Genomic DNA, 21,215 nt, shown 5'->3' on the forward strand with positions numbered 1-21,215 from the left:
GGAGAGTGGATGGTGCAGCACGAAGCGCAAAGCAGTCCGGCCACGCCGGGTTACTGGCAGGCCGTACGCTACTGGTGGCTGTTAGGCTGCATCAGTTTCGGTGGTCCGGCCGGCCAGATCGCGCTCATGCATCAAGAGCTGGTGGAGCGGCGCCGCTGGATCTCGGAACGGCGCTTTCTGCATGCGCTCAATTACTGCATGACCTTGCCCGGTCCCGAGGCCCAGCAACTGGCGACCTACATCGGTTGGCTGCTGCACCGCACGCGTGGTGGCGTGGTGGCGGGTGTGCTGTTCGTGCTGCCCTCGCTGTTGTTGCTGATCGTGCTGTCATGGCTGTACGCGGCCTATGGCCAGCTGCCGCTACTCGCAGGCATGCTGTACGGTATCAAGCCGGCCGTGACGGCCATCGTGCTGCAGGCGGCGCACCGCATCGGCAAACGTACGCTGCGCAATGGCTGGCTGTGGGGCATCGCCGCCGCAGCTTTTGTGGCCATCTTTGCCTTGCACTGGCCTTTCCCGCTGATTATCGGGCTGGCGGCGCTGGCCGGCTATCTGGGCGGGCGCTGGCGGCCTGCCGCATTCAGCATCGCGGGTCATGGCGCCGCCGTACAACAGCACTATGGTGCGGCCGTAATCGACGATTCCACGCCGCCGCCTGCGCACGCGCAGTTCCGCTGGTCGCGCCTGCTGCTGGTGCTGGTCAGCGGCTTGTTGCTGTGGCTGTTGCCCATGGGCGCGCTGACCTTGCTGCTGGGCTGGCAGCACACCTGGACCCAGATGAGCTGGTTCTTCACCAAGGCGGCGCTGCTGACCTTTGGCGGGGCGTACGCCGTGCTGCCTTATGTGTACCAGGGCGCTATCATGCATTACGGCTGGCTGCAGCCGGCGCAGATGATGGATGGTTTGGCGCTGGGCGAAACCACGCCCGGTCCGCTGATCATGGTGGTGGCCTTTGTCGGCTTTGTGGGTGCCTACGGGCAGGCGCTGAACGGCGCGCAGCCGGCCTGGCTGGCGGGCACCGTCGCAGCGCTGTTGGTGACATGGTTCACCTTTCTGCCCTCGTTTATTTTTATTCTGGCTGGCGGCCCGCTGGTAGAAGCCACGCGCGACGACTTGCAACTGACCGCACCTTTGACGGGGATCACGGCGGCCGTCGTAGGGGTGATCGCCAATCTCGCACTGTTCTTCGGTTACAACGTTTTTTGGCCGCAGGGCTGGGCAGGGCAGTTTGATCTGACAGCAGCGCTGATCGCTGTGGTGGCGGCGCTAGCGCTGATACGCTACCAGCAAAAAGTGCACAAAGTGATCATTTTCTGCGCTGCAGCAGGGTTGCTTCATGGATACTTTTTGTAGGGCTGTTACAACAGGTGCCCAGACCTAGGGGCGAAAAAAAACCTCGCATGGCGAGGTTTTTTACATCTGCTGCTTAAGAAATTAAGCGGATTGGATGTTGGAAGCTTGCTTGCCTTTAGGGCCTTGCGTGACTTCGAATTGAACTTTTTGACCTTCTTTGAGGGTCTTAAAACCGTTCATGTTGATTGCGGAGAAGTGAGCGAACAAATCTTCGCCGCCGTCATCAGGAGTGATGAAGCCAAAACCTTTGGAATCATTGAACCACTTAACAGTACCTGTTGCCATAAAAAGAACTTTCAAAATTAAAACGGATCACACGAGCCATAAAAGCAAGAAGCTTCTTGCCCCCTCCTCACGCCTCACTTCTTATCAACATGTACATTTCTGCACGCAGCCGATAACGCATTGTTAGCGTAGCAAATTCTAATGTCAAGCATATTTGTATCCATTTTGCTACTTTGAATTAAATTGGTGGAAATGCAACTCTTGAATTTGCAAGAGAGGGAGCCATCTGCGGCAAGTCGAGAAAACGCGTAAGATGGAAACTATAGACACAGCTATGTGAAATCACATTGCAACAAGACTGAAAGCATTAGAATATAAGCGTATGGCAACCAAGCATGACACCGAAGCGCTCCTGGAGCGGCAGGCACTGAAACCGCCGCCGCTGTATCAGGTGGCGCTGCTGAATGATGACTACACCCCGATGGAGTTCGTGGTGGCCATTATTCAGGAGTATTTCAATAAAGACCGCGAAACGGCCACGCAAATCATGCTCAGCGTGCACCAGCACGGCAAAGGTGTGTGTGGCGTATTTTCCAAAGACGTCGCCAGTACCAAAGTGGAGTTTGTTTTAACGCACGCCCGCAAGGCAGGCCACCCCCTGCAATGTGTGATGGAGGAAGTATGATTGCGCAGGAATTAGAAGTAAGTTTGCACATGGCGTTTGTCGAGGCTCGACAGGCACGGCACGAATTCATCACGGTAGAGCACTTGCTGCTGGCCTTGCTGGACAACCCTTCGGCTGCCGAAGTGTTGCGCGCCTGCGCCGTCAATATTGAAGACTTGCGCAAAACGCTGACCAATTTCATCGGTGATAACACGCCGACCGTGCCCGGCACGGGCGAAGTGGATACCCAGCCGACGCTGGGCTTCCAGCGCGTGATCCAGCGTGCCATCATGCATGTGCAGTCGGCGTCCAACGGCAAGAAAGAAGTGACCGGCGCGAACGTGCTGGTGGCTATCTTCGGCGAAAAGGATTCGCATGCCGTGTACTACCTGCACCAGCAGGGCGTGACCCGTCTGGATGTGGTCAACTACATCTCGCACGGTGTACGCAAGGATCAGCAGGGCGAACCGGCCAAGGCTTCGGAAGGTGGCGAGGAAGGCACGCCTAGCGGCGAAGGCCAGCCTAAGGAAAGCCCGCTTGACCAGTACACCCAGAACCTGAACAAGGCCGCGGCCGAAGGCAAGATCGACCCGCTGATCGGCCGCGAAGAGGAAGTGGATCGCGTGATCCAGATCCTGTGCCGTCGTCGCAAGAACAACCCGCTGCTGGTGGGCGAAGCTGGCGTGGGCAAGACCGCGATCGCCGAAGGTCTGGCCTACCGCATCACCCAGAGCGATGTGCCGGAAATTCTGCAGAATGCCGTGGTGTATTCGCTCGACATGGGCGCGCTGCTGGCCGGTACCAAATACCGCGGCGATTTCGAGCAGCGTCTGAAAGCCGTGCTCAAGCAGCTCAAGGATAATCCGCACGGCATTCTGTTCATCGACGAGATCCACACCATCATCGGTGCCGGTTCGGCGTCCGGCGGCACGCTCGATGCATCCAACCTGCTCAAGCCAGCACTGGCGAATGGCCAGCTCAAATGCGTGGGCGCGACCACTTACACGGAATTCCGTGGCGTGTTCGAGAAAGACCACGCACTGAGCCGCCGCTTCCAGAAGGTTGATGTGAACGAGCCTACCGTGGAGCAGACCGTGCAGATTCTGCGTGGCCTGAAATCGCGCTTCGAAGAACACCATGGTGTGAAGTATTCCGCGTCGGCACTGTCCACCGCTGCCGAACTGGCCGCGCGCTTCATCAACGACCGTCATCTGCCGGACAAGGCTATCGACGTGATCGACGAAGCCGGTGCTGCCCAGCGCATCCTGCCGAAATCCAAGCAGAAGAAGACCATCGGTAAAACCGAGATCGAGGACATCATCTCCAAGATCGCGCGGATTCCGCCGCAGACCGTCAACCAGGACGACCGCAGCAAGCTGCAGACTATCGACCGCGACCTGCGCAATGTGGTGTTCGGACAGGACCCAGCGATCGAAGCGCTGTCGTCGGCCATCAAGATGGCCCGTGCTGGCCTGGGTAAAACGGACAAGCCTATTGGTTCCTTCCTGTTCTCCGGTCCTACCGGCGTGGGCAAGACGGAAGTGGCGAAACAGCTGGCCTTCATCCTCGGCATCGAACTGATCCGCTTCGATATGTCCGAGTACATGGAGCGCCATGCGGTCAGCCGTCTGATCGGCGCGCCGCCGGGTTATGTCGGTTTCGATCAGGGCGGCCTGCTGACGGAAGCCATCACCAAGAAGCCGCATGCGGTGCTGCTGCTGGACGAGATCGAAAAAGCCCATCCGGACATCTTCAACATCCTGCTGCAGGTGATGGACCATGGCACGCTGACGGACAACAACGGCCGCAAAGCCGACTTCCGCAACGTGATCATCATCATGACCACCAATGCCGGTGCCGAGAGCCTGCAGAAGGCCTCGATCGGCTTCACCACGGCCAAGCAGGCGGGCGACGAAATGGCGGACATCAAGCGTATGTTCACGCCGGAGTTCCGCAACCGTATCGACGCCACCATCAGCTTCCGTCCGCTGGATGAGGAAATCATCCTGCGCGTGGTCGACAAGTTCCTGATCCAGCTGGAAGAGCAGCTGCACGAGAAGAAAGTGGAAGCCGTATTCACCGAGAATCTGCGCAAGTTCCTCGGCAAGAAAGGCTTCGATCCGCTGATGGGCGCACGCCCGATGGCGCGTCTGATCCAGGACATGATCCGCAAAGCGCTGGCCGATGAACTGCTGTTTGGTCGACTGGTAACGGGCGGCCGCGTGACGGTGGATCTGGACGAAAAAGATCAGGTCAAGCTGGAGTTCCCGGAACCGCCGGATGCTGCACCAAGCACGCCACCGGAAACGGTCGAAGTGGAATAAGAAAATCGGGGCCTCGCCCCGATTTTTTTTTGTGGGGTCAGGTCGGGCAAAGTGCAGGTGTCAGGTCGGGCATTGGTGCAGAGCTTGCTATAAGCCAGCCGAACTCTGCGCCAATGCCCGACCTGACCCCGGCTTAGTTTTGGCCTTCAGCGCGCAGTTTGCGCCACAGGGTGGTGCGGCTGATGCCGAGATAGTCGGCGGCGGCATCGCGCCGCCCGCCAAAGCGTGCCAGTACGGCGCTGACGCTTTCACTGGCAGCGTGTGGCGCTGGCATAGGCGCTAGTGCGGGGGCTGGACTGCCAGCTAGTGCCACTGGCTCGTGGCGGTTTGCATAGCTCAGTTCCGGTGCTACGCTCAGGGCGAAGGCGGGCGTCAGCGCCTGTAGCGGTTCGGCCGCGAGGAATAGCGCCAGCCGTTCCGTCAGGTTGCGTAGTTCGCGCACATTGCCGGGCCAGTCATAGGCTTGCAGTACGGGTGCGCAGGCGCGCATTTCTGCATGCAGGTTAGGATGGGGCCGTGCGCCCAGCGATGCCAGTGCATTTTTCAGCGACCATTCAGCCAGCGGTACGATATCGTCGGGCCGTTCGCGTAGCGGTGGCAAGGTCAGGCGCAGCACGGCCAGCCGGTAGAACAGATCGGCGCGGAAGCGGCCTTCGCGTACGCGCTGTTCAAGGTCGCAGTGGGTGGCGCTGATGATGCGTACATTGATGGGTATGGGGCGGGTGCCGCCTACCCGCACCACTTCGCGCTCTTCCAGCACACGCAGCAAGCGGGTCTGCAAGGTCAGCGGCATCTCGCCGATTTCGTCGAGGAATAGCGTGCCGCGGTTGGCTGCTTCGAACAGGCCGGCATGGCCACCCCGTCGTGCGCCCGTGAACGCGCCTTCCTCATGGCCGAACAGTTCCGATTCCAGCAGCGACTCGGCAATCGCACCGCAGTTGACTGCCACGAAGGGTCGGTTCTGGCCCAGCGTGCGCGGGCTTTCGCGATGGATGGCCTGCGCCACCAGTTCCTTGCCGCAGCCCGTTTCGCCCTGTATCAGCACGGTGGCGGCCGATTTCGCGTACAGCACCACGGACTGGCGTATGCCTTCCATCGCCAGCGATTCGCCGCGCAGATCGTTGATGCCGTGCTTGGCGCGCAGCGTGTCTTTCTCGACTGTGCCGCGGGCGCGGTGGCGGTTCGATTCTAGTTGCGTCAGGCGCGCCATTTCCAGCGCGTTGTCGAAAGCGTCGCGGATCGAGGTGGCCGAATACACGAACACACCGGTCAGTCCCGCTTCTTCGGCCAGGTCGGTAATCAGGCCGGCGCCGACGATGGCTTTGATGCCAGCCGCCTTCAGGTCATTGATCTGGGCACGTGCATCTTCTTCCGTGGCATAGGTGCGCTGAGCCACATCGAAGCCGAAGGTGCTGGCAAATTCGGTCAGTTCGGGCAGCTTTTCCTGATAGGTGATGATGCCGATGCGGTCCGATACGCGCCGCGCCCGCGCCAGTGCCTGCATCACATCGAAGCCGCTGAAGCGCGCGATCACGACGGGTACGGACAAACGCCCCTTCAAGTAGGCGGCATTCGAGCCCGCCGCAATCACGGCATCGCAGCGCTCCGTCGCCATGCGCTCGCGGATGTGCCGCGCCGCTTCGTCGAAGCCCAGTTTGATCGGTTCGATGGTGGCGAGGTCGTCGTATTCGAGCGTGATGTCGCGGAACAGGTCGGAGAGGCGCGAAACGGACACCGTCCAGATCACGGGTTTGTCGTTGGCGTCGAAGGGTAGGGGAGTGGAATGGCGCATGCTTGCATTCTAGAGTAGGTGTTGCGATGTTTCAATGTGAAACACATTTGAAACGAGAATGAAACATTTGTGGAACGTTATGGTTTGCTAAGTGATTGATTTGTATAGGCTGGCTGCATGGCACGCTGCTTGCACTAAGGACAGCACTTAACGCAACATTGAAAGGTCACAACATGAGTCTATATTCCGCAGGCGCCGCTTTCCGCAAAGCTGTACAGGAAGAATCCCCTCTGCAAGTCGTTGGTGCGATCAACGCCAACCACGCCTTGCTGGCTAAACGTGCCGGCTTCAAAGCCATTTACCTGTCCGGTGGCGGCGTGGCGGCTGGCTCGCTGGGCCTGCCGGATCTGGGCATCTCCAGCCTCGACGACGTGCTGACCGACGTGCGCCGCATTACCGATGTGTGCGACCTGCCGCTGCTGGTCGACGTGGATACCGGCTTCGGCGCCTCCGCCTTCAACGTGGCCCGTACCGTCAAATCGATGATCAAGGCTGGCGCAGCCGCCATGCACATCGAAGATCAGGTAGGCGCCAAGCGCTGCGGCCACCGCCCAGGCAAAGAGATCGTCACCAAGCAGGAAATGGTCGACCGCGTTGCCGCTGCCGTGGATGCGCGTACCGATGAAAACTTCGTCATCATGGCCCGTACCGATGCGCTGGCTGTTGAAGGTCTGGATGCTGCCATCGAGCGCGCTGTCGCCTGCGTGGAAGCCGGTGCCGACATGATCTTCCCGGAAGCCATGATCGATCTGGCCATGTACAAGAAATTTGCCGCCGCCGTGAAAGTGCCGGTGCTGGCCAACATCACCGAATTCGGTGCGACCCCGCTGTTCACTGTCGATGAACTGCGCGGTGCCGACGTTGGTCTGGTGCTGTACCCGCTGTCGGCTTTCCGCGCCATGAACAAGGCTGCCGAAAACGTCTACACCGCCATCCGTCGCGACGGCACCCAGCAGAACGTGGTCGACACCATGCAAACCCGCGCTGAACTCTACGAGCGCATCAACTACCACAGCTTCGAGCAAAAGCTCGACGCCCTGTTCGCCGCCCAGAAAAAGTAAGAGGAGAATCCCAAATGACCGAAGCTACCTTCAAACCAAAAAAATCCGTTGCCCTGTCGGGCGTTGCAGCCGGTAACACTGCACTGTGCTCCGTCGGCAAGAGCGGCAATGACCTGCACTACCGCGGCTACGATATTCTGGACGTTGCCAATACCTGCGAATTCGAAGAAATCGCCCACCTGCTGGTACACGGCAAACTGCCGACCGAAGCAGAACTGAAAGCCTACAAGGCCAAACTGAAATCGCTGCGCGGCCTGCCAGCCAATCTGAAAGCCGCGCTGGAAGCGCTGCCTGCATCGGCTCACCCGATGGATGTGATGCGCACGGGCGTATCCGTACTGGGCTGCACGCTGCCGGAAAAAGATGACCACAACACCCCGGGCGCACGCGATATCGCTGACCGCTTGATGGCATCGTTCGGCTCCATGCTGCTGTACTGGTACCACTACAGCACCAATGGCAAACGCATCGACGTGGAAACCGACGACGATTCGATCGGCGGCCACTTCCTGCACCTGCTGCACGGCGAGAAGCCACAGGCATCGTGGGTACGCGCCATGCATACTTCGCTGATCCTGTACGCAGAACACGAGTTCAATGCATCGACCTTCACCAGCCGCGTGATCGCCGGCACGGGTTCCGACCTGTACTCGTCGATCACCGGCGCGATCGGCGCGCTGCGCGGTCCTAAGCACGGTGGCGCTAACGAAGTCGCTTTCGAAATCCAGAAACGCTACGAGAATCCGGACGAAGCCGAAGCGGACATCCGCAATCGCGTGGCCAACAAGGAAGTGGTGATCGGTTTCGGCCACCCTGTGTACACCATCTCCGACCCGCGTAACGTGGTGATCAAGGACGTGGCACGCCAGTTGTCCGAAGAAGCCGGTTCGACCAAGATGTACGACATCGCCGAACGTCTGGAAAGCGTGATGTGGGAAGTTAAAAAGATGTTCCCGAATCTGGACTGGTTCTCGGCTGTGTCCTATCACATGATGGGCGTGCCGACCGCCATGTTCACGCCGCTGTTCGTGATCTCGCGTACTTCGGGCTGGGCCGCTCACATCATCGAGCAGCGCATCGACAACAAGATCATCCGTCCTAGCGCCAACTACGTTGGCCCTGAAGACCTGCAATTCGTGCCTATCAAGGACCGCAAATAATGAACACCCAATTCCGTAAAAGCCTGCCGGGTACCAAGCTTGATTACTTCGACGCGCGTGCCGCCGTCGATGCGATCGCGCCCGGTGCCTACGACAAGCTGCCGTACACCTCGCGCGTGCTGGCAGAGAATCTGGTACGCCGCTGCGATCCTGCCACGCTGAATGCTTCGCTGTCGCAGCTGATCGAACGCAAGCGCGATCTGGACTTCCCATGGTTCCCGGCCCGTGTGGTGTGCCATGACATTCTGGGCCAGACCGCACTGGTCGATCTGGCCGGTCTGCGCGATGCGATCGCCGAGCAAGGTGGCAATCCAGCGCTGGTCAACCCAGTGGTGCCGACCCAGCTGGTAGTGGACCACTCGCTGGCCGTGGAGTGCGGCGGTTTCGATCCGGACGCGTTCAACAAGAACCGCGCCATCGAAGACCGTCGTAACGAAGACCGCTTCGACTTCATCAACTGGACCAAGAAAGCCTTCCAGAATGTGGACGTGATCCCGCCTGGTAACGGCATCCTGCACCAGATCAATCTGGAACGTATGTCGCCGGTAATTCAGGTGAGTGACAACGTGGCTTACCCTGATACGCTGGTCGGTACCGACTCGCACACGCCTATGGTCGATGCGCTGGGCGTGATCGCTATCGGCGTGGGTGGTCTGGAAGCAGAGACCGTGATGCTGGGCCGCGCATCGTGGATGCGTCTGCCGGACATCATCGGTGTGGAATTGAGCGGCAAGCCGCAAGCCGGCATCACCGCGACCGACATCGTGCTGGCGCTGACCGAATTCCTGCGCAAGGAAAAAGTGGTTTCCGCCTATCTGGAATTCTACGGTGCTGGCGCTACGGCGCTGACGCTGGGCGACCGCGCCACCATCGCCAACATGGCACCGGAATTCGGTGCGACTGCCGCGATGTTCTCGATCGACGAACAGACCATCAAGTACCTGAAGCTGACCGGTCGCGACGACGAGCTGGTGGTACTGGTAGAGCAGTACGCCAAGCATACGGGCCTGTGGTCGGATGCGCTGAAGAACGCCGAGTACGAACGCGTACTCAAGTTCGATCTGTCCACCGTGGTGCGTAACATCGCTGGTCCATCGAATCCGCACAAGCGTGTGCCGACTTCGGAACTGGCAGCACGCGGCATTTCCGGTGTGGTGGAAAATGAACCGGGCAAAATGCCGGATGGCGCTGTGATCATCGCGGCGATCACCAGCTGCACCAACACCAATAACCCGCGCAACATGATTGCTGCCGGTCTGCTGGCACGCAATGCCAACAAGGCTGGTCTGCTGCGCAAGCCTTGGGTGAAATCCTCGCTGGCGCCCGGCTCCAAAGCCGTGACGCTGTATCTGGAAGAAGCGGGCCTGATGCCTGAGCTGGAAAAGCTGGGCTTCGGCGTGGTGGCCTATGCCTGCACTTCGTGCAACGGCATGTCCGGCGCGCTTGATCCGGTAATCCAGCAGGAAGTAGTGGAGCGTGATCTGTACGCTACCGCTGTGCTGTCCGGTAACCGTAACTTCGACGGCCGTATCCACCCTTACGCCAAGCAAGCCTTCCTGGCTTCGCCACCGCTGGTGGTGGCTTATGCGATTGCCGGCACCATTCGCTTCGACATCGAAAAAGATGTGCTGGGTACCGACGCCAACGGCAAGCCGCTGACGCTGAAAGACTTGTGGCCTAGCGACGAAGAAATCGACGCCGTGGTAGCTGCTTCCGTCAAGCCCGAGCAGTTCCGCAAAGTGTATATTCCGATGTTCGACCGCAGCAATGCCGTGGCCGAGAAGGCCGAGCCGCTGTACGACTGGCGTGCGCAATCGACCTACATCCGCCGTCCGCCATACTGGGAAGGCGCACTGGCAGGCGAGCGTACGCTGAAAGGCATGCGTCCGCTGGCCGTGCTGGGCGATAACATCACCACCGACCACCTGTCGCCATCGAACGCCATCATGATGGACAGCGCTGCCGGTGAATACCTGCACAAAATGGGTCTGCCGGAAGAAGACTTCAACTCCTACGCCACCCACCGTGGCGACCACCTGACGGCGCAGCGTGCCACTTTCGCTAACCCGACGCTGAAAAACGAGATGGTGCGTAATGCTGACGGCAGCATCAAGGCCGGTTCGCTGGCCCGTGTGGAGCCGGAAGGAAAAGTCACACGTATGTGGGAAGCCATCGAAACCTATATGGAACGCAAACAGCCGCTGATCGTGGTGGCCGGTGCCGACTATGGTCAGGGTTCCTCGCGTGACTGGGCTGCCAAAGGCGTGCGTCTGGCCGGCGTGGAAGCGATTGTGGCCGAAGGCTTCGAGCGTATCCACCGCACCAATCTGGTCGGCATGGGTGTGCTGCCACTCGAGTTCAAGCCGGGCGTGAACCGTCTGACGCTGGCGCTGGATGGCACCGAAACTTACGATGTGGTCGGTGAGCGTGCACCGCGTGCCACGCTGACGCTGGTGATCCATCGTAAGAACGGCGAAACCCTGCAAGTGCCGGTCACCTGCCGTCTCGATTCGTCGGAAGACGTGTCGATCTACGAAGCGGGCGGCGTGCTGCAGCGCTTTGCGCAGGACTTCCTCGCGTCGTCCAAGGCGGCTTGATCATGGCGCATCTTCCACAGATCAAAGTCCCTGCGACTTACATCCGCGGCGGCACCAGCAAAGGCGTCTTTTTCCGCCTGCAGGATCTGCCGCCAGCGGCACAGCAGCCGGGCGCCGCACGCGACGCCTTGCTGCTGCGCGTGATCGGTAGTCCCGACCCGTACGGCAAGCAGATCGACGGCATGGGTGGCGCTACTTCCAGCACCAGCAAGACTGTGATTCTCGCCAAAAGCAGCAAGGCCGATCACGACGTCGACTACCTGTTCGGTCAGGTCTCCATCGACAAGGCTTTCGTCGACTGGAGCGGTAACTGCGGCAACCTGTCGGCTGCCGTCGGTGCCTTCGCCATCAGCGGCGGTCTGGTCGATGCGGCCCGCGTGCCGCGCGATGGCGTAGCCGTAGTCCGTATCTGGCAGGCCAACATCAGCAAGACCATCATCGCCCATGTGCCGATGACCAATGGCGAAGTGCAGGAGACGGGCGACTTCGAACTCGATGGCGTGACCTTCCCTGCGGCTGAAGTCCAGTTGGAATTCATGGACCCTGCGGCCGAAGAAGAGGGCGCAGGTGGCTCGATGTTCCCCACCGGCCAGCTGGTGGATGATCTGGAAGTGCCCGGTGTGGGCACCTTCAAGGCCACCATGATCAATGCCGGTATTCCGACCATCTTCGTGAATGCCGACGCTATCGGCTACACGGGTACGGAACTGCAGGATGCCATCAACGGTGATGCCAAGGCGCTGGCCATGTTCGAAACCATCCGTGCTCACGGCGCTCTGCGCATGGGCCTGATCTCGGATGTGAGCGAAGCGGCCAAACGCCAGCACACGCCCAAGATCGCGTTCGTGGCGCCACCTAAAGATTACGTGTCATCCAGCGGCAAGGCCGTGGCAGCCGGCGACATCGACCTGCTGGTGCGGGCTCTGTCCATGGGCAAGCTGCACCACGCCATGATGGGCACGGCCGCCGTTGCCATCGGCACGGCCGCCGCCATCCCCGGCACGCTGGTCAGCCTCGCGGCAGGCGGCAAGGCGCTGCCGGCGGTGCGCTTCGGCCACCCGTCCGGCACCTTGCGCGTGGGCGCGGAAGCCCAGCTCAAGGATGGTGAATGGAGCGTGACCAAGGCGGTGATGAGCCGCAGCGCCCGCGTACTGATGGAGGGATGGGTACGCGTACCTGGTGATACGTTCTAAATAGCTGCAATCTGATACGGAGTATGGAGGAGACATGAATTACGCTGATTTCTATCAGCGCTCTATCGCCACGCCTGAACAATTCTGGCAAGACGAATCTGCGCTGATCCACTGGAACACGCCATGCACGCAAGTGCTCGATCATTCCAACCCGCCGTTCGCCAAGTGGTTCGTGGGCGGCACCACCAATCTGTGCTACAACGCGGTGGACCGCTGGGCGGCTAGCCAGGGCGATAAGGCGGCGCTGATCGCCATTTCGACCGAAACGAATACGGAACGCAGCTATTCGTTCACTGAACTGCAGCGCGAAGTCGAGCGCTGCGCCGCCGTCATGCAGTCGCTCGGCGTAGGCCGTGGCGACCGTGTGCTGATCTACATGCCGATGATAGCCGAAGCGGCGTTTGCGATGCTGGCCTGCGCCCGCATAGGCGCGATCCACTCGGTGGTGTTCGGCGGCTTTGCCGCCAACTCGCTGGCCAGCCGCATCGATGATGCCAAGCCGGTGCTGATCGTGTCGGCCGATGGTGGCTCGCGCAACGGCAAAGCCATCCCTTACAAACACCTGCTCGACGAAGCCATCAACCTGTCGTCGGCCAAGCCGGCCAAGGTGCTGCTGGTGGACCGCAAGCTGGCAGCGATGGAGCTGGTAGCAGGGCGCGATGTGGATTACGCCGAACTGCGCGCCGTCCACATGGACGCGCAAGTACCGGTCACCTGGATGGAGTCGAACGAACCGTCCTACATCCTGTACACCTCGGGCACCACCGGCAAGCCGAAAGGCGTGCAGCGCGACGTGGGCGGCTATGCCGTGGCACTGGCCTCGTCGATGAAGTACAACTTCTGCGGCAACGCCGGTGAAACCTTCTTCGCCACCTCGGACATCGGCTGGGTAGTGGGCCACTCCTACATCGTGTATGGCCCGCTGATCGCCGGCATGGCCACTATCATGTATGAAGGCATGCCGATCTGCCCTGATCCCGGCATCTGGTGGAGCATCGTCGAGAAGTACAAGGTGACCCGCATGTTCTCGGCGCCGACGGCAATCCGCGTGCTGCGCAAGCAGCCACCCGAATATATGCGCAAGTACAATCTGACGTCGCTGCGCGCACTGTATTTGGCGGGCGAGCCGCTCGATGAAACCACCTCGCAGTGGATTTACGACGAACTCCATGTGCCCATCATCGACAACTACTGGCAGACCGAAACGGGCTGGCCGATTCTGTCTATCGCCAAGGGCATCGAAGACTTGCCGACGCGTCTGGGCAGCCCCGGTGTGCCGATGTACGGCTACAAGGTCAAACTGCTTAATGAATCGACCGGCGAGGAATGCGGCGCCAACGAAAAAGGCGTAGTGGTCATCGAAGGGCCGCTGCCGCCGGGCTGCATGCAGACCGTGTATGGCGACGACCAGCGCTTCGTTGACACTTACTGGTCCACCTTCACCGACCGGCAGGTGTACTCCACCTTCGACTGGGGCTTGCGCGACGCGGACGGCTATTACTTCATCCTTGGCCGTACCGACGACGTGATCAACGTGGCCGGCCACCGCCTGGGTACGCGTGAAATCGAAGAATCGATTACCAGCCACCCGAATGTGTCGGAAGTGGCCGTGGTCGGGGTAGAGGACAAGCTGAAAGGGCAGGTGGCGGTAGCGTTCGTGATCGCCAAGAACGCCGCCGAAGTCAGCAGCGACGAGCAGCGTGCGGCGCAGGAGAAGGAAATCTTCGCCGTGGTCGATCGTCAGCTCGGTGCGGTGGCGCGGCCAGCACGCGTCTTCTTCGTGCCGCAACTGCCGAAGACCCGTTCCGGCAAGCTGCTGCGCCGTTCGATACAGGCGATTTGCGAGGGCCGCAGCCCGGGCGACCTGACCGCCATCGAAGATCCTGCATCTTTACAACAGATCCAGAACGCAGTGCAAAACGGCCTCAAAAATTAATTTTGCCGTAAGGGGCTGGTAAGCCAGCCCCTTTAATCTTGCCTCAAGCTCGAATAAAAAAAGAGTACCTGTACCTAAAATAGGAGACATAAAATGCAAGATCATCTCGTTCAGAAAATAAAAAGTGATCCCAACTATCACAAGTTGGTCAAAGTCCGTTCGGGCTACGGCTGGTGGCTGACGCTGGCCATGCTGGTGGTCTACTACGGCTACATCCTGCTGATCGCTTTCAATAAAGAGTTCATGGCATCCAAGCTCGGTGCCGGCGTCATGACCTGGGGTATGCCTCTCGGTCTGTTCGTCATTCTGTTCACCGTAGTCATCACCGGCATCTATGTACGTCGCGCCAACAGCGAATTCGACGAACTGACTGAAGCCATCAAAGCAAAGGTGAAAGCATGAACGCACGTAAGTTTCTCTCTCTGATGGCAGCCGTCGGGCTGCTCGGTGCCTCCGGTGTTGCTCTGGCTGCTGGCGGCGATCTGGGCCAGGCCGCCAAACAGGCCACCAACTGGACCGCGATCATAATGTTCGGCGTGTTCGTGGTGTTCACCCTGTTCGTGACCAAATGGGCTGCCGCCAAAACCAAATCGGCCGCTGACTTCTACACCGCCGGTGGCGGTATCACCGGTTTCCAGAACGGTCTGGCGATCGCCGGCGACTATATGTCGGCCGCGTCCTTCCTGGGTATTTCCGCTTCCGTATTCCTGAACGGTTACGACGGTCTGATCTACGCGATCGGCTTCCTGGTCGGCTGGCCTATCATCACCTTCCTGATGGCTGAGCGTCTGCGTAATCTGGGCCGTTTCACCTTTGCTGACGTAGCGGCTTATCGCTTCAAGCAGACCCCGATCCGCGTGTTCTCCGCTTCCGGTACGCTGGTGGTGGTGGCCTTCTACCTGATCGCCCAGATGGTGGGTGCAGGTCAGTTGATCAAACTGCTGTTCGGTCTGGACTACTGGATCGCCGTGGTGCTGGTTGGTACGCTGATGATGATCTACGTGCTGTTTGGCGGTATGACGGCAACTACCTGGGTGCAGATCATCAAAGCAGTGATGCTGCTGGGTGGCGCGTCCTTCATGGCCTTCGTGGTGATGGCACAATTCGGCTTCAGCCCTGAAGCACTGTTCTCGAAAGCTGTAGAAGTGCACAGCAAAAAAGAAGCCATCATGGGCCCAGGTACTTTCATCAAGGACCCAATCTCGGCAATCTCGTTCGGTATGGCACTGATGTTCGGTACCGCCGGCCTGCCACACATCCTGATGCGCTTCTTCACCGTACCTAGCGCAAAAGAAGCACGTAAATCCGTGTTCTGGGCCACCACCTGGATCGGCTACTTCTACATCCTGACCTTCATCATCGGCTTCGGCGCAATCGTGCTGGTCAGCACCAACCCTGAATTCAAGGACGGTGCCGGCAAACTGCTGGGCGGTAACAACATGGCAGCTATCCACCTGGCCAAGGCTGTGGGCGGCGACGTGTTCCTGGGCTTCATCTCGGCTGTGGCATTTGCGACCATTCTGGCCGTGGTTGCCGGTCTGACCCTGTCGGGCGCTTCCGCTGTGTCGCACGACCTGTACGCTACCGTGATCAAGAAGGGCAAAGCCTCCGGTGCCAGCGAACTGAAAGTGTCGCGTATCACCACCATCGCTCTGGGTATCGTTGCTGTGGCACTCGGTATCGCCTTCGAGAAGCAGAACATCGCCTTCATGGTGTCGCTGGCCTTCGCAATTGCTGCTTCGGCTAACTTCCCTGTGCTGTTCATGTCGGTGCTGTGGAAAGACTGCACCACCCGTGGCGCTACCATCGGCGGCTTCATGGGCCTGATCACTGCAGTGGGCCTGACCATACTGTCGAAATCGGTGTGGGTGGACGTACTGGGCAATGCCAAGGAAATCTTCCCCTACGCTTCGCCAGCCATCTTCTCGATGACGGTAGGCTTCGTTGGTATCTGGCTGTTCTCGATCACCGACAAGAGCAAGCGTGCGGCAGAAGACCGTGCTGGTTACGAAGCGCAGGAAATGCGTTCGGAAACCGGTATCGGTGCTGATGCTGCCAGCGGTCACTGATGGTAGCCGGCTAAGCGCCACAGCGATGCGCTAACTTTCAATGCGAAACTTAGCTATATCAAGTGACTGAATTAGCCGAAAATAAATAATGCTTGAAACGCAATGCCCGGTTCGCCGGGCATTGTCGTTTTTAGGAGCTTTGCTCGGGCGCCGCGTTGGCGTAGTCCGAGTTTGTGGTTTATCATCTGCCAACTATGCTGCCAAGTGGTAATGGGCGAGGTGGCATCGCCGATCAGATGCCACAGGTTTTCATGACTTACGTTGCAAGCTATTCCGAATTTATTGCCGAGGCCCTCGCGCTGGTAGGCGTTCCCGCCTGCGCTTACGACGTGGACGGCACGCTGCTTGCTGCCAATCCGGAACTGGTGGCCTTGTTGGGTACGGATCCGGCCGGGCGCAATGCGGGCGACCTGTTTGCGCGCCATGTGCGCGCTGCCAGCCTGGCCGCCATGCAGACGGCAGTCGAGGACTATCAGCGCTGGGACAGTTGCCTGACTTGTGCCGACGGGCGCTATCTGTCCGTACAGGCCAGCAGCAAGCCGCTGCCGGCCAGCGCTGGCGTGCGTGGCGCCACCATCGTATTCCATGATATTACCGAGCTGGAGCGCGACCAGCGCGCGCTGCGCAAGACGCTGCTCGAGCAGCAGGCCATACTGGAAAATGCCGCGGTCGGGATATTGTTCACCAAAGATGCCACCGTACAGGAATGCAATATCCGCTGTGCCGAGATGCTGGGCTATAGCCGGCAGGAACTCGAAGGCGGATCTACCAATCAAGTCTTCCCGTCCGAAGCGGAGTTTATCGAACTGGGGCGGGCGGCTGGTCCGCTGCTGGTACAGGGCTTGTCGTTCAAACGCGAAGCGCAGTTGCGGCGCAAGGATGGCACGCTGTTCTGGGCCCGTCTGTATGGGCGGGCGATCGATCCTAGCCATACGGCCGATGGCACCATCTGGATCGTCGAAGACATCAACGAGCACCGCATCGACGAGGAAAAGCTGCGCCGTGCGCTGCTGGAGATGCAGGCCATTATGGACAATGCGCCGCTGGCCATCGTGTTCCAGCGCGATCACCGCATCCTGCGCTATAACGACCGGTTTGCCGAATTCTTCGGCTTCAGTGTCGATAGCGGGGTGGGGCGCCTGACGTCCACGCTGTACCCGTCCGGTGCGATGTTCGATGCCGTGATGGCCCAAGCCTTGCCACTGCTGGCCAGCGGCAAGCCCTATCAGGCCGAAATGGAAATGCGCCGGCAGGATGGCTCGACTTTCTGGGCCCACGCGTTTGGCTACGTGATCAATCCGGGCCGCTCGCAGCAGGACACCATCTGGATCTTCGATGACCGCAGCGCCCAGCGTCAGCATGAAGAAGGCACGCGCCAGCTACTGCTGGAACAGAAGGCGATTCTTGATAATGCGTCGATCGGTATCCTGTTCAGTAAATCGCATACGGTAGTTAGCTGCAATCCGCGCATGGCACAGATGTTCGGCTACGATGTCAACGAAATGATAGGCCAGCCTTCTTCGGCCGTGTTTCCGTCCTATGAATTGTACCGGGCGTTCCGGCGCGAAGCGGCGCCGCTGCTGGGCAAAGGGCTGCCGTTTGAACTCGCCGAGTATGAATTCAAGCGCAAAGATGGCAGTCTGTTCTGGTGCCGCGTGCGTGCCAAAGCCGTCGATGCGAGCCACCATGAAGGCGGCACCATCTGGATTCTGGAAGACGTGACGGTATCGCGCCAGATGCAGATGGAAGTCGAAGCCATCATGACCAATGCGTCGATGAGCATTCTGTTCACCAAGAACCGCGTGGTCACGCGCTACAATCGCGGCTTTGCCGAGATGTTCCGCTACGAAGGCGATGCGGCGCTAGGCCTGCCCGGCATGGCGCTCTATCCGTCCCGTGCCGACTACGAAGCGCTGGGCGCTAAAGCCTATCCCTTCCTGTCGGTGGGCAAACCGTTCCAGACCGAGATCGAAATGCGGCGCGCTGATGACACACGCATGTGGGCGCAGCTAATCGGCTATGTCATCAATCCTGAAGATCCGACTCAGGGCACCATCTGGGTGATCGAAGACCGCACCGAACAGAAGCGCGCGGAAGAATCGCTGCGCAATGCGCTGCTGGAGAATCAGGCCATCCTCGATAGTGCCGTGATGGGCATCTCGATGATAGAGCAGGGCCGCAACGTGCGCTGCAACGCCAAGATGGAAGAGCTGTTCGGCTACGCGCCGGGCGAGATGCAGGCGCTCAGCGTGCAGTCCTTCTATCCCGATCTGGAGGAGTGGGACAGGGCCCGTGCGGCCACCGCGCGCGATTTCGAGGCGGGCCGGGTGCACGCCTCCGAATACCGGCTGGTGCGGCGCGATGGCTCGCTGTTCTGGGGCCGCCTATCGGGTCGGCCGTTCGACCTGTCGCAGCCGCGCGGGCGCTCCGTCTGGCTGGTGGACGATGTGACGGAACGCCACGAGGCGGCCGATGCTGTGCGCCGCGCGCGCGATGAGCTGGAACTGCGCGTGCAGGAACGTACGGCCGAACTGGCGGGCGCCAATGCCCAGCTGCAGGCTGAAATCGTGGAGCGCCGGCAGGCCGAAGCGCGCGTGCATCACATGGCCTATCACGATAGCCTGACCGGCCTGCCCAACCGCTCGCTGCTGGCCGATAGGCTGGACCGTGCGATGCTGGCGGCGCTGCGCTCGGAACGCCTGTTGGCCGTGATGTTCATCGATCTGGACCGCTTCAAGACCATCAACGATACGCTGGGCCACCTGACAGGCGACCAGTTGCTCAAGGAAGTGGCCAGCCGCCTGTGCCGCGCGGTGCGCGCCAGCGATACTGTGGCCCGCCTGGGCGGCGATGAATTCGTGGTGCTGGTGCCGGGCATACGCTCGTCCGAAGAAGCCAGCAATGTGGCGCAGAAGATTATCGAAGCGCTGTCCGAGTCCTTCCCGCTGGAAGGGCGCAATCTGCATATCACCCCGTCGATCGGCATCTCCGTATTCCCTGATGATGGCGGCGATGTGGAGACGCTGATGCGCCACGCCGATGCGGCGATGTACCACGCCAAAGCCAGCGGCCGGAATAATTACCAGTACTTCAAAGAGGCCATGAATCAGACGGCCGCACGCCACTTCGAGCTGGAGTCGAGCTTGCGCGGCGCGCTGGCGCTGGATGAATTCGAGCTGTACTATCAGCCCATCATGGACATCGGTACGCGCCGCCTGCACAGCATGGAAGTGCTGCTGCGCTGGCGCCACAAGGGCGAGCTGATACAGCCCGACCATTTCATCCCTATCCTGGAAGAGAATGGCCAGATCGTGGCTGTGGGCGAGTGGGTGCTCAGACAGGCCTGCACCCAGAGCATGGCATGGCGCGCGGCCGGCATGCTGCCGGTGCCGCTGGCGGTGAATCTGTCGCCGCGCCAGTTCATGCACCGTGGTCTGATGGACGCCATCCGTACCATACTGTCCGATACGGGCATGGACCCGCAGATGATCGAATTCGAGATCACGGAAACGGCACTGATGCAGCACGGCGAGCAGACGCTGGATGTGCTGGGGCAGATCGACAAGCTGGGTATCCGCCTTTCCATCGATGATTTCGGCACTGGTTATTCGAGTCTGGCCTATCTCAAGCGCTTCCCTGTGAAGAAGCTGAAGATCGACCGGGCCTTCGTCAAGGATCTGGAGGCGAGCGCGGAAGACCGCGCCATCGTCGAAGCGATTATTGCGCTGTCGGACAGCCTGCAGCTATCGGTGGTGGCGGAAGGGGTGGAGACGGAAGGGCAGTATGCCTTGCTGCAGCGTAGCGGCTGCCAGTATGCGCAAGGTTATCTGTTCTCGCAGCCGGTGCCGCATGCGACGGCCCAGTTGCTGCTGCCGCGCGCCTGAGCAGGCGCCGGCAGGCTGTCAGGTGGTGTCTATTCGTCGAGCGTGGCCACCACGGGCGCGTGGTCGGAAGGCTGCTCCCATTTGCGCGGCACGCGGTCGATTATGCAGGCGCTGCAGCGTTGTACCAGCGCCGGCGAGAGCAGTATGTGGTCGATGCGCAGCCCTTTGTTGAGACGGAAACCCAGCGCACGATAATCCCACCAGCTAAACGATTTTTCCGCCTGTTCAAACAGGCGGTAGGCATCGGCCAGACCGATGTCGAGCAGGCGCTGCAGCGCTGCGCGCTCCGGCACCGACACCAGTACCTGTCCTTCCCACGCGGCCGGATCGTGCACATCGCGGTCTTCCGGCGCAATGTTGTAATCGCCTACCACGGCCAGTTGCGGATACTGCGCTGCTTCGGCCTTGATCCAGTCATGGAAGGCGGCCAGCCAGCCCAGCTTGTACTGGTATTTGTCGGAATCGATACTCTGGCCGTTAGGCACATAGGCACACACCACCCGTACGCCATCTATCGTAGCGGCGATGATACGTTGCTGGGCATCTTCATACAGCGGATTGTTCTTGACCACATCGGCGATGGGCGACTTGGAAATGATGGCGACACCGTTATAAGTTTTCTGGCCGCTGTAGACGACGTGATAGCCGGCCGCTTCGATCGCGGCTTGCGGGAACTTATCATCCGTCATCTTCGTTTCCTGAATACACAGCACGTCGATGGGATTTTCCTCCAGCCATTTCAGTACATGGGGCAGGCGGACGTTGAGAGAGTTGACGTTCCAGGTGGCCAATTTCATTGTTGTGTTCTTTCTTGCGTTGCCGTTGGGGCGGTTGAATTCATGCCGCGCATCTTACCGCATCTGCCGCAGGCAGGTTGTTGTTGCATAGTTAATCATTTTTGTAAAAAAACATCGAAAAGGACTTTGTGCGGAACGAGGGCGAGGCTAAAATGCAGCA

General features: G+C 60.0%; 14 protein-coding genes. 11 read left to right on the forward strand and 3 right to left on the reverse strand.

Annotated elements, in window-relative coordinates; genetic code table 11:
* The first annotated feature begins 9 nt into the window (after nucleotides 1-9).
* On the forward strand, nucleotides 10-1,353 hold the full coding sequence (gene chrA, locus GM655_RS11370; RefSeq protein WP_155434755.1) for a chromate efflux transporter: 1,344 nt from the start codon (nucleotides 10-12) through the stop codon (nucleotides 1,351-1,353).
* A gap of 81 nt (nucleotides 1,354-1,434) precedes the next feature.
* Here chrA and cspE read toward each other — a convergent pair whose 3' ends face one another.
* Nucleotides 1,435-1,638, reverse strand: a complete 204-nt coding sequence (cspE, locus tag GM655_RS11375) for a transcription antiterminator/RNA stability regulator CspE (protein ID WP_008446468.1) — start codon at nucleotides 1,636-1,638, stop codon at nucleotides 1,435-1,437.
* A 322-nt stretch (nucleotides 1,639-1,960) separates the two neighbouring features.
* Here cspE and clpS point away from each other — a divergent pair, with 322 nt between their 5' ends.
* Nucleotides 1,961-2,263 (forward strand): ATP-dependent Clp protease adapter ClpS, encoded by a 303-nt coding sequence (gene clpS / locus GM655_RS11380; RefSeq protein WP_155434756.1) that lies wholly within the window; start codon nucleotides 1,961-1,963, stop codon nucleotides 2,261-2,263.
* The gene (clpA, locus tag GM655_RS11385) at nucleotides 2,260-4,566 is read left to right on the forward strand and encodes an ATP-dependent Clp protease ATP-binding subunit ClpA (RefSeq protein WP_155434757.1); all 2,307 of its coding nucleotides are present in this window, start codon (nucleotides 2,260-2,262) and stop codon (nucleotides 4,564-4,566) included. The genes clpS and clpA overlap by 4 nt, the downstream gene beginning before the upstream one ends.
* Nucleotides 4,567-4,699: 133 nt before the next feature.
* Here the strand turns inward: clpA and prpR are convergent, their stop codons facing one another.
* Complete coding sequence (prpR, locus tag GM655_RS11390) at nucleotides 4,700-6,358, reverse strand: propionate catabolism operon regulatory protein PrpR (RefSeq protein ID WP_155434758.1); 1,659 nt, start codon at nucleotides 6,356-6,358, stop codon at nucleotides 4,700-4,702.
* Between the two features lie 173 nt (nucleotides 6,359-6,531).
* On the opposite strand from prpR, the gene prpB reads away from it, so the two are divergent.
* From prpB to GM655_RS11430, 8 genes are all read left to right on the forward strand, one after another.
* Nucleotides 6,532-7,419, forward strand: a complete 888-nt coding sequence (gene prpB / locus GM655_RS11395; protein WP_155434759.1) for a methylisocitrate lyase — start codon at nucleotides 6,532-6,534, stop codon at nucleotides 7,417-7,419.
* A 14-nt stretch (nucleotides 7,420-7,433) separates the two neighbouring features.
* A complete protein-coding gene (prpC, locus tag GM655_RS11400) occupies nucleotides 7,434-8,579 on the forward strand; it encodes a bifunctional 2-methylcitrate synthase/citrate synthase (RefSeq protein ID WP_155434760.1) in 1,146 nt (381 codons plus the stop codon).
* Nucleotides 8,579-11,176, forward strand: a complete 2,598-nt coding sequence (acnD, locus tag GM655_RS11405) for a Fe/S-dependent 2-methylisocitrate dehydratase AcnD (RefSeq protein WP_155434761.1) — start codon at nucleotides 8,579-8,581, stop codon at nucleotides 11,174-11,176. Before prpC ends, acnD begins: the two co-directional genes overlap by 1 nt.
* A gap of 2 nt (nucleotides 11,177-11,178) precedes the next feature.
* The gene (prpF, locus tag GM655_RS11410; RefSeq protein ID WP_155434762.1) at nucleotides 11,179-12,369 is read left to right on the forward strand and encodes a 2-methylaconitate cis-trans isomerase PrpF; all 1,191 of its coding nucleotides are present in this window, start codon (nucleotides 11,179-11,181) and stop codon (nucleotides 12,367-12,369) included.
* 34 nt (nucleotides 12,370-12,403) lie between these two features.
* The gene (locus GM655_RS11415; RefSeq protein ID WP_155434763.1) at nucleotides 12,404-14,305 is read left to right on the forward strand and encodes a propionate--CoA ligase; all 1,902 of its coding nucleotides are present in this window, start codon (nucleotides 12,404-12,406) and stop codon (nucleotides 14,303-14,305) included.
* A 93-nt stretch (nucleotides 14,306-14,398) separates the two neighbouring features.
* Nucleotides 14,399-14,707 (forward strand): DUF485 domain-containing protein, encoded by a 309-nt coding sequence (locus GM655_RS11420; protein ID WP_155434764.1) that lies wholly within the window; start codon nucleotides 14,399-14,401, stop codon nucleotides 14,705-14,707.
* Nucleotides 14,704-16,374 (forward strand): cation acetate symporter, encoded by a 1,671-nt coding sequence (locus tag GM655_RS11425; protein ID WP_155434765.1) that lies wholly within the window; start codon nucleotides 14,704-14,706, stop codon nucleotides 16,372-16,374. The genes GM655_RS11420 and GM655_RS11425 overlap by 4 nt, the downstream gene beginning before the upstream one ends.
* A gap of 251 nt (nucleotides 16,375-16,625) precedes the next feature.
* Nucleotides 16,626-20,258 carry an EAL domain-containing protein gene (locus GM655_RS11430; RefSeq protein ID WP_155434766.1) on the forward strand — a complete coding sequence of 1,211 codons (3,633 nt, stop codon included), beginning with the start codon at nucleotides 16,626-16,628 and terminating at the stop codon, nucleotides 20,256-20,258.
* Between the two features lie 29 nt (nucleotides 20,259-20,287).
* Here the strand turns inward: GM655_RS11430 and xth are convergent, their stop codons facing one another.
* Nucleotides 20,288-21,055 carry an exodeoxyribonuclease III gene (xth, locus tag GM655_RS11435; RefSeq protein WP_155434767.1) on the reverse strand — a complete coding sequence of 256 codons (768 nt, stop codon included), beginning with the start codon at nucleotides 21,053-21,055 and terminating at the stop codon, nucleotides 20,288-20,290.
* Between the last annotated feature and the right edge of the window lie 160 nt (nucleotides 21,056-21,215).

Origin of the sequence: Pseudoduganella danionis, assembly GCF_009720775.1 — a bacterium.
GTDB lineage: Bacteria > Pseudomonadota > Gammaproteobacteria > Burkholderiales > Burkholderiaceae_D > Rugamonas > Rugamonas danionis.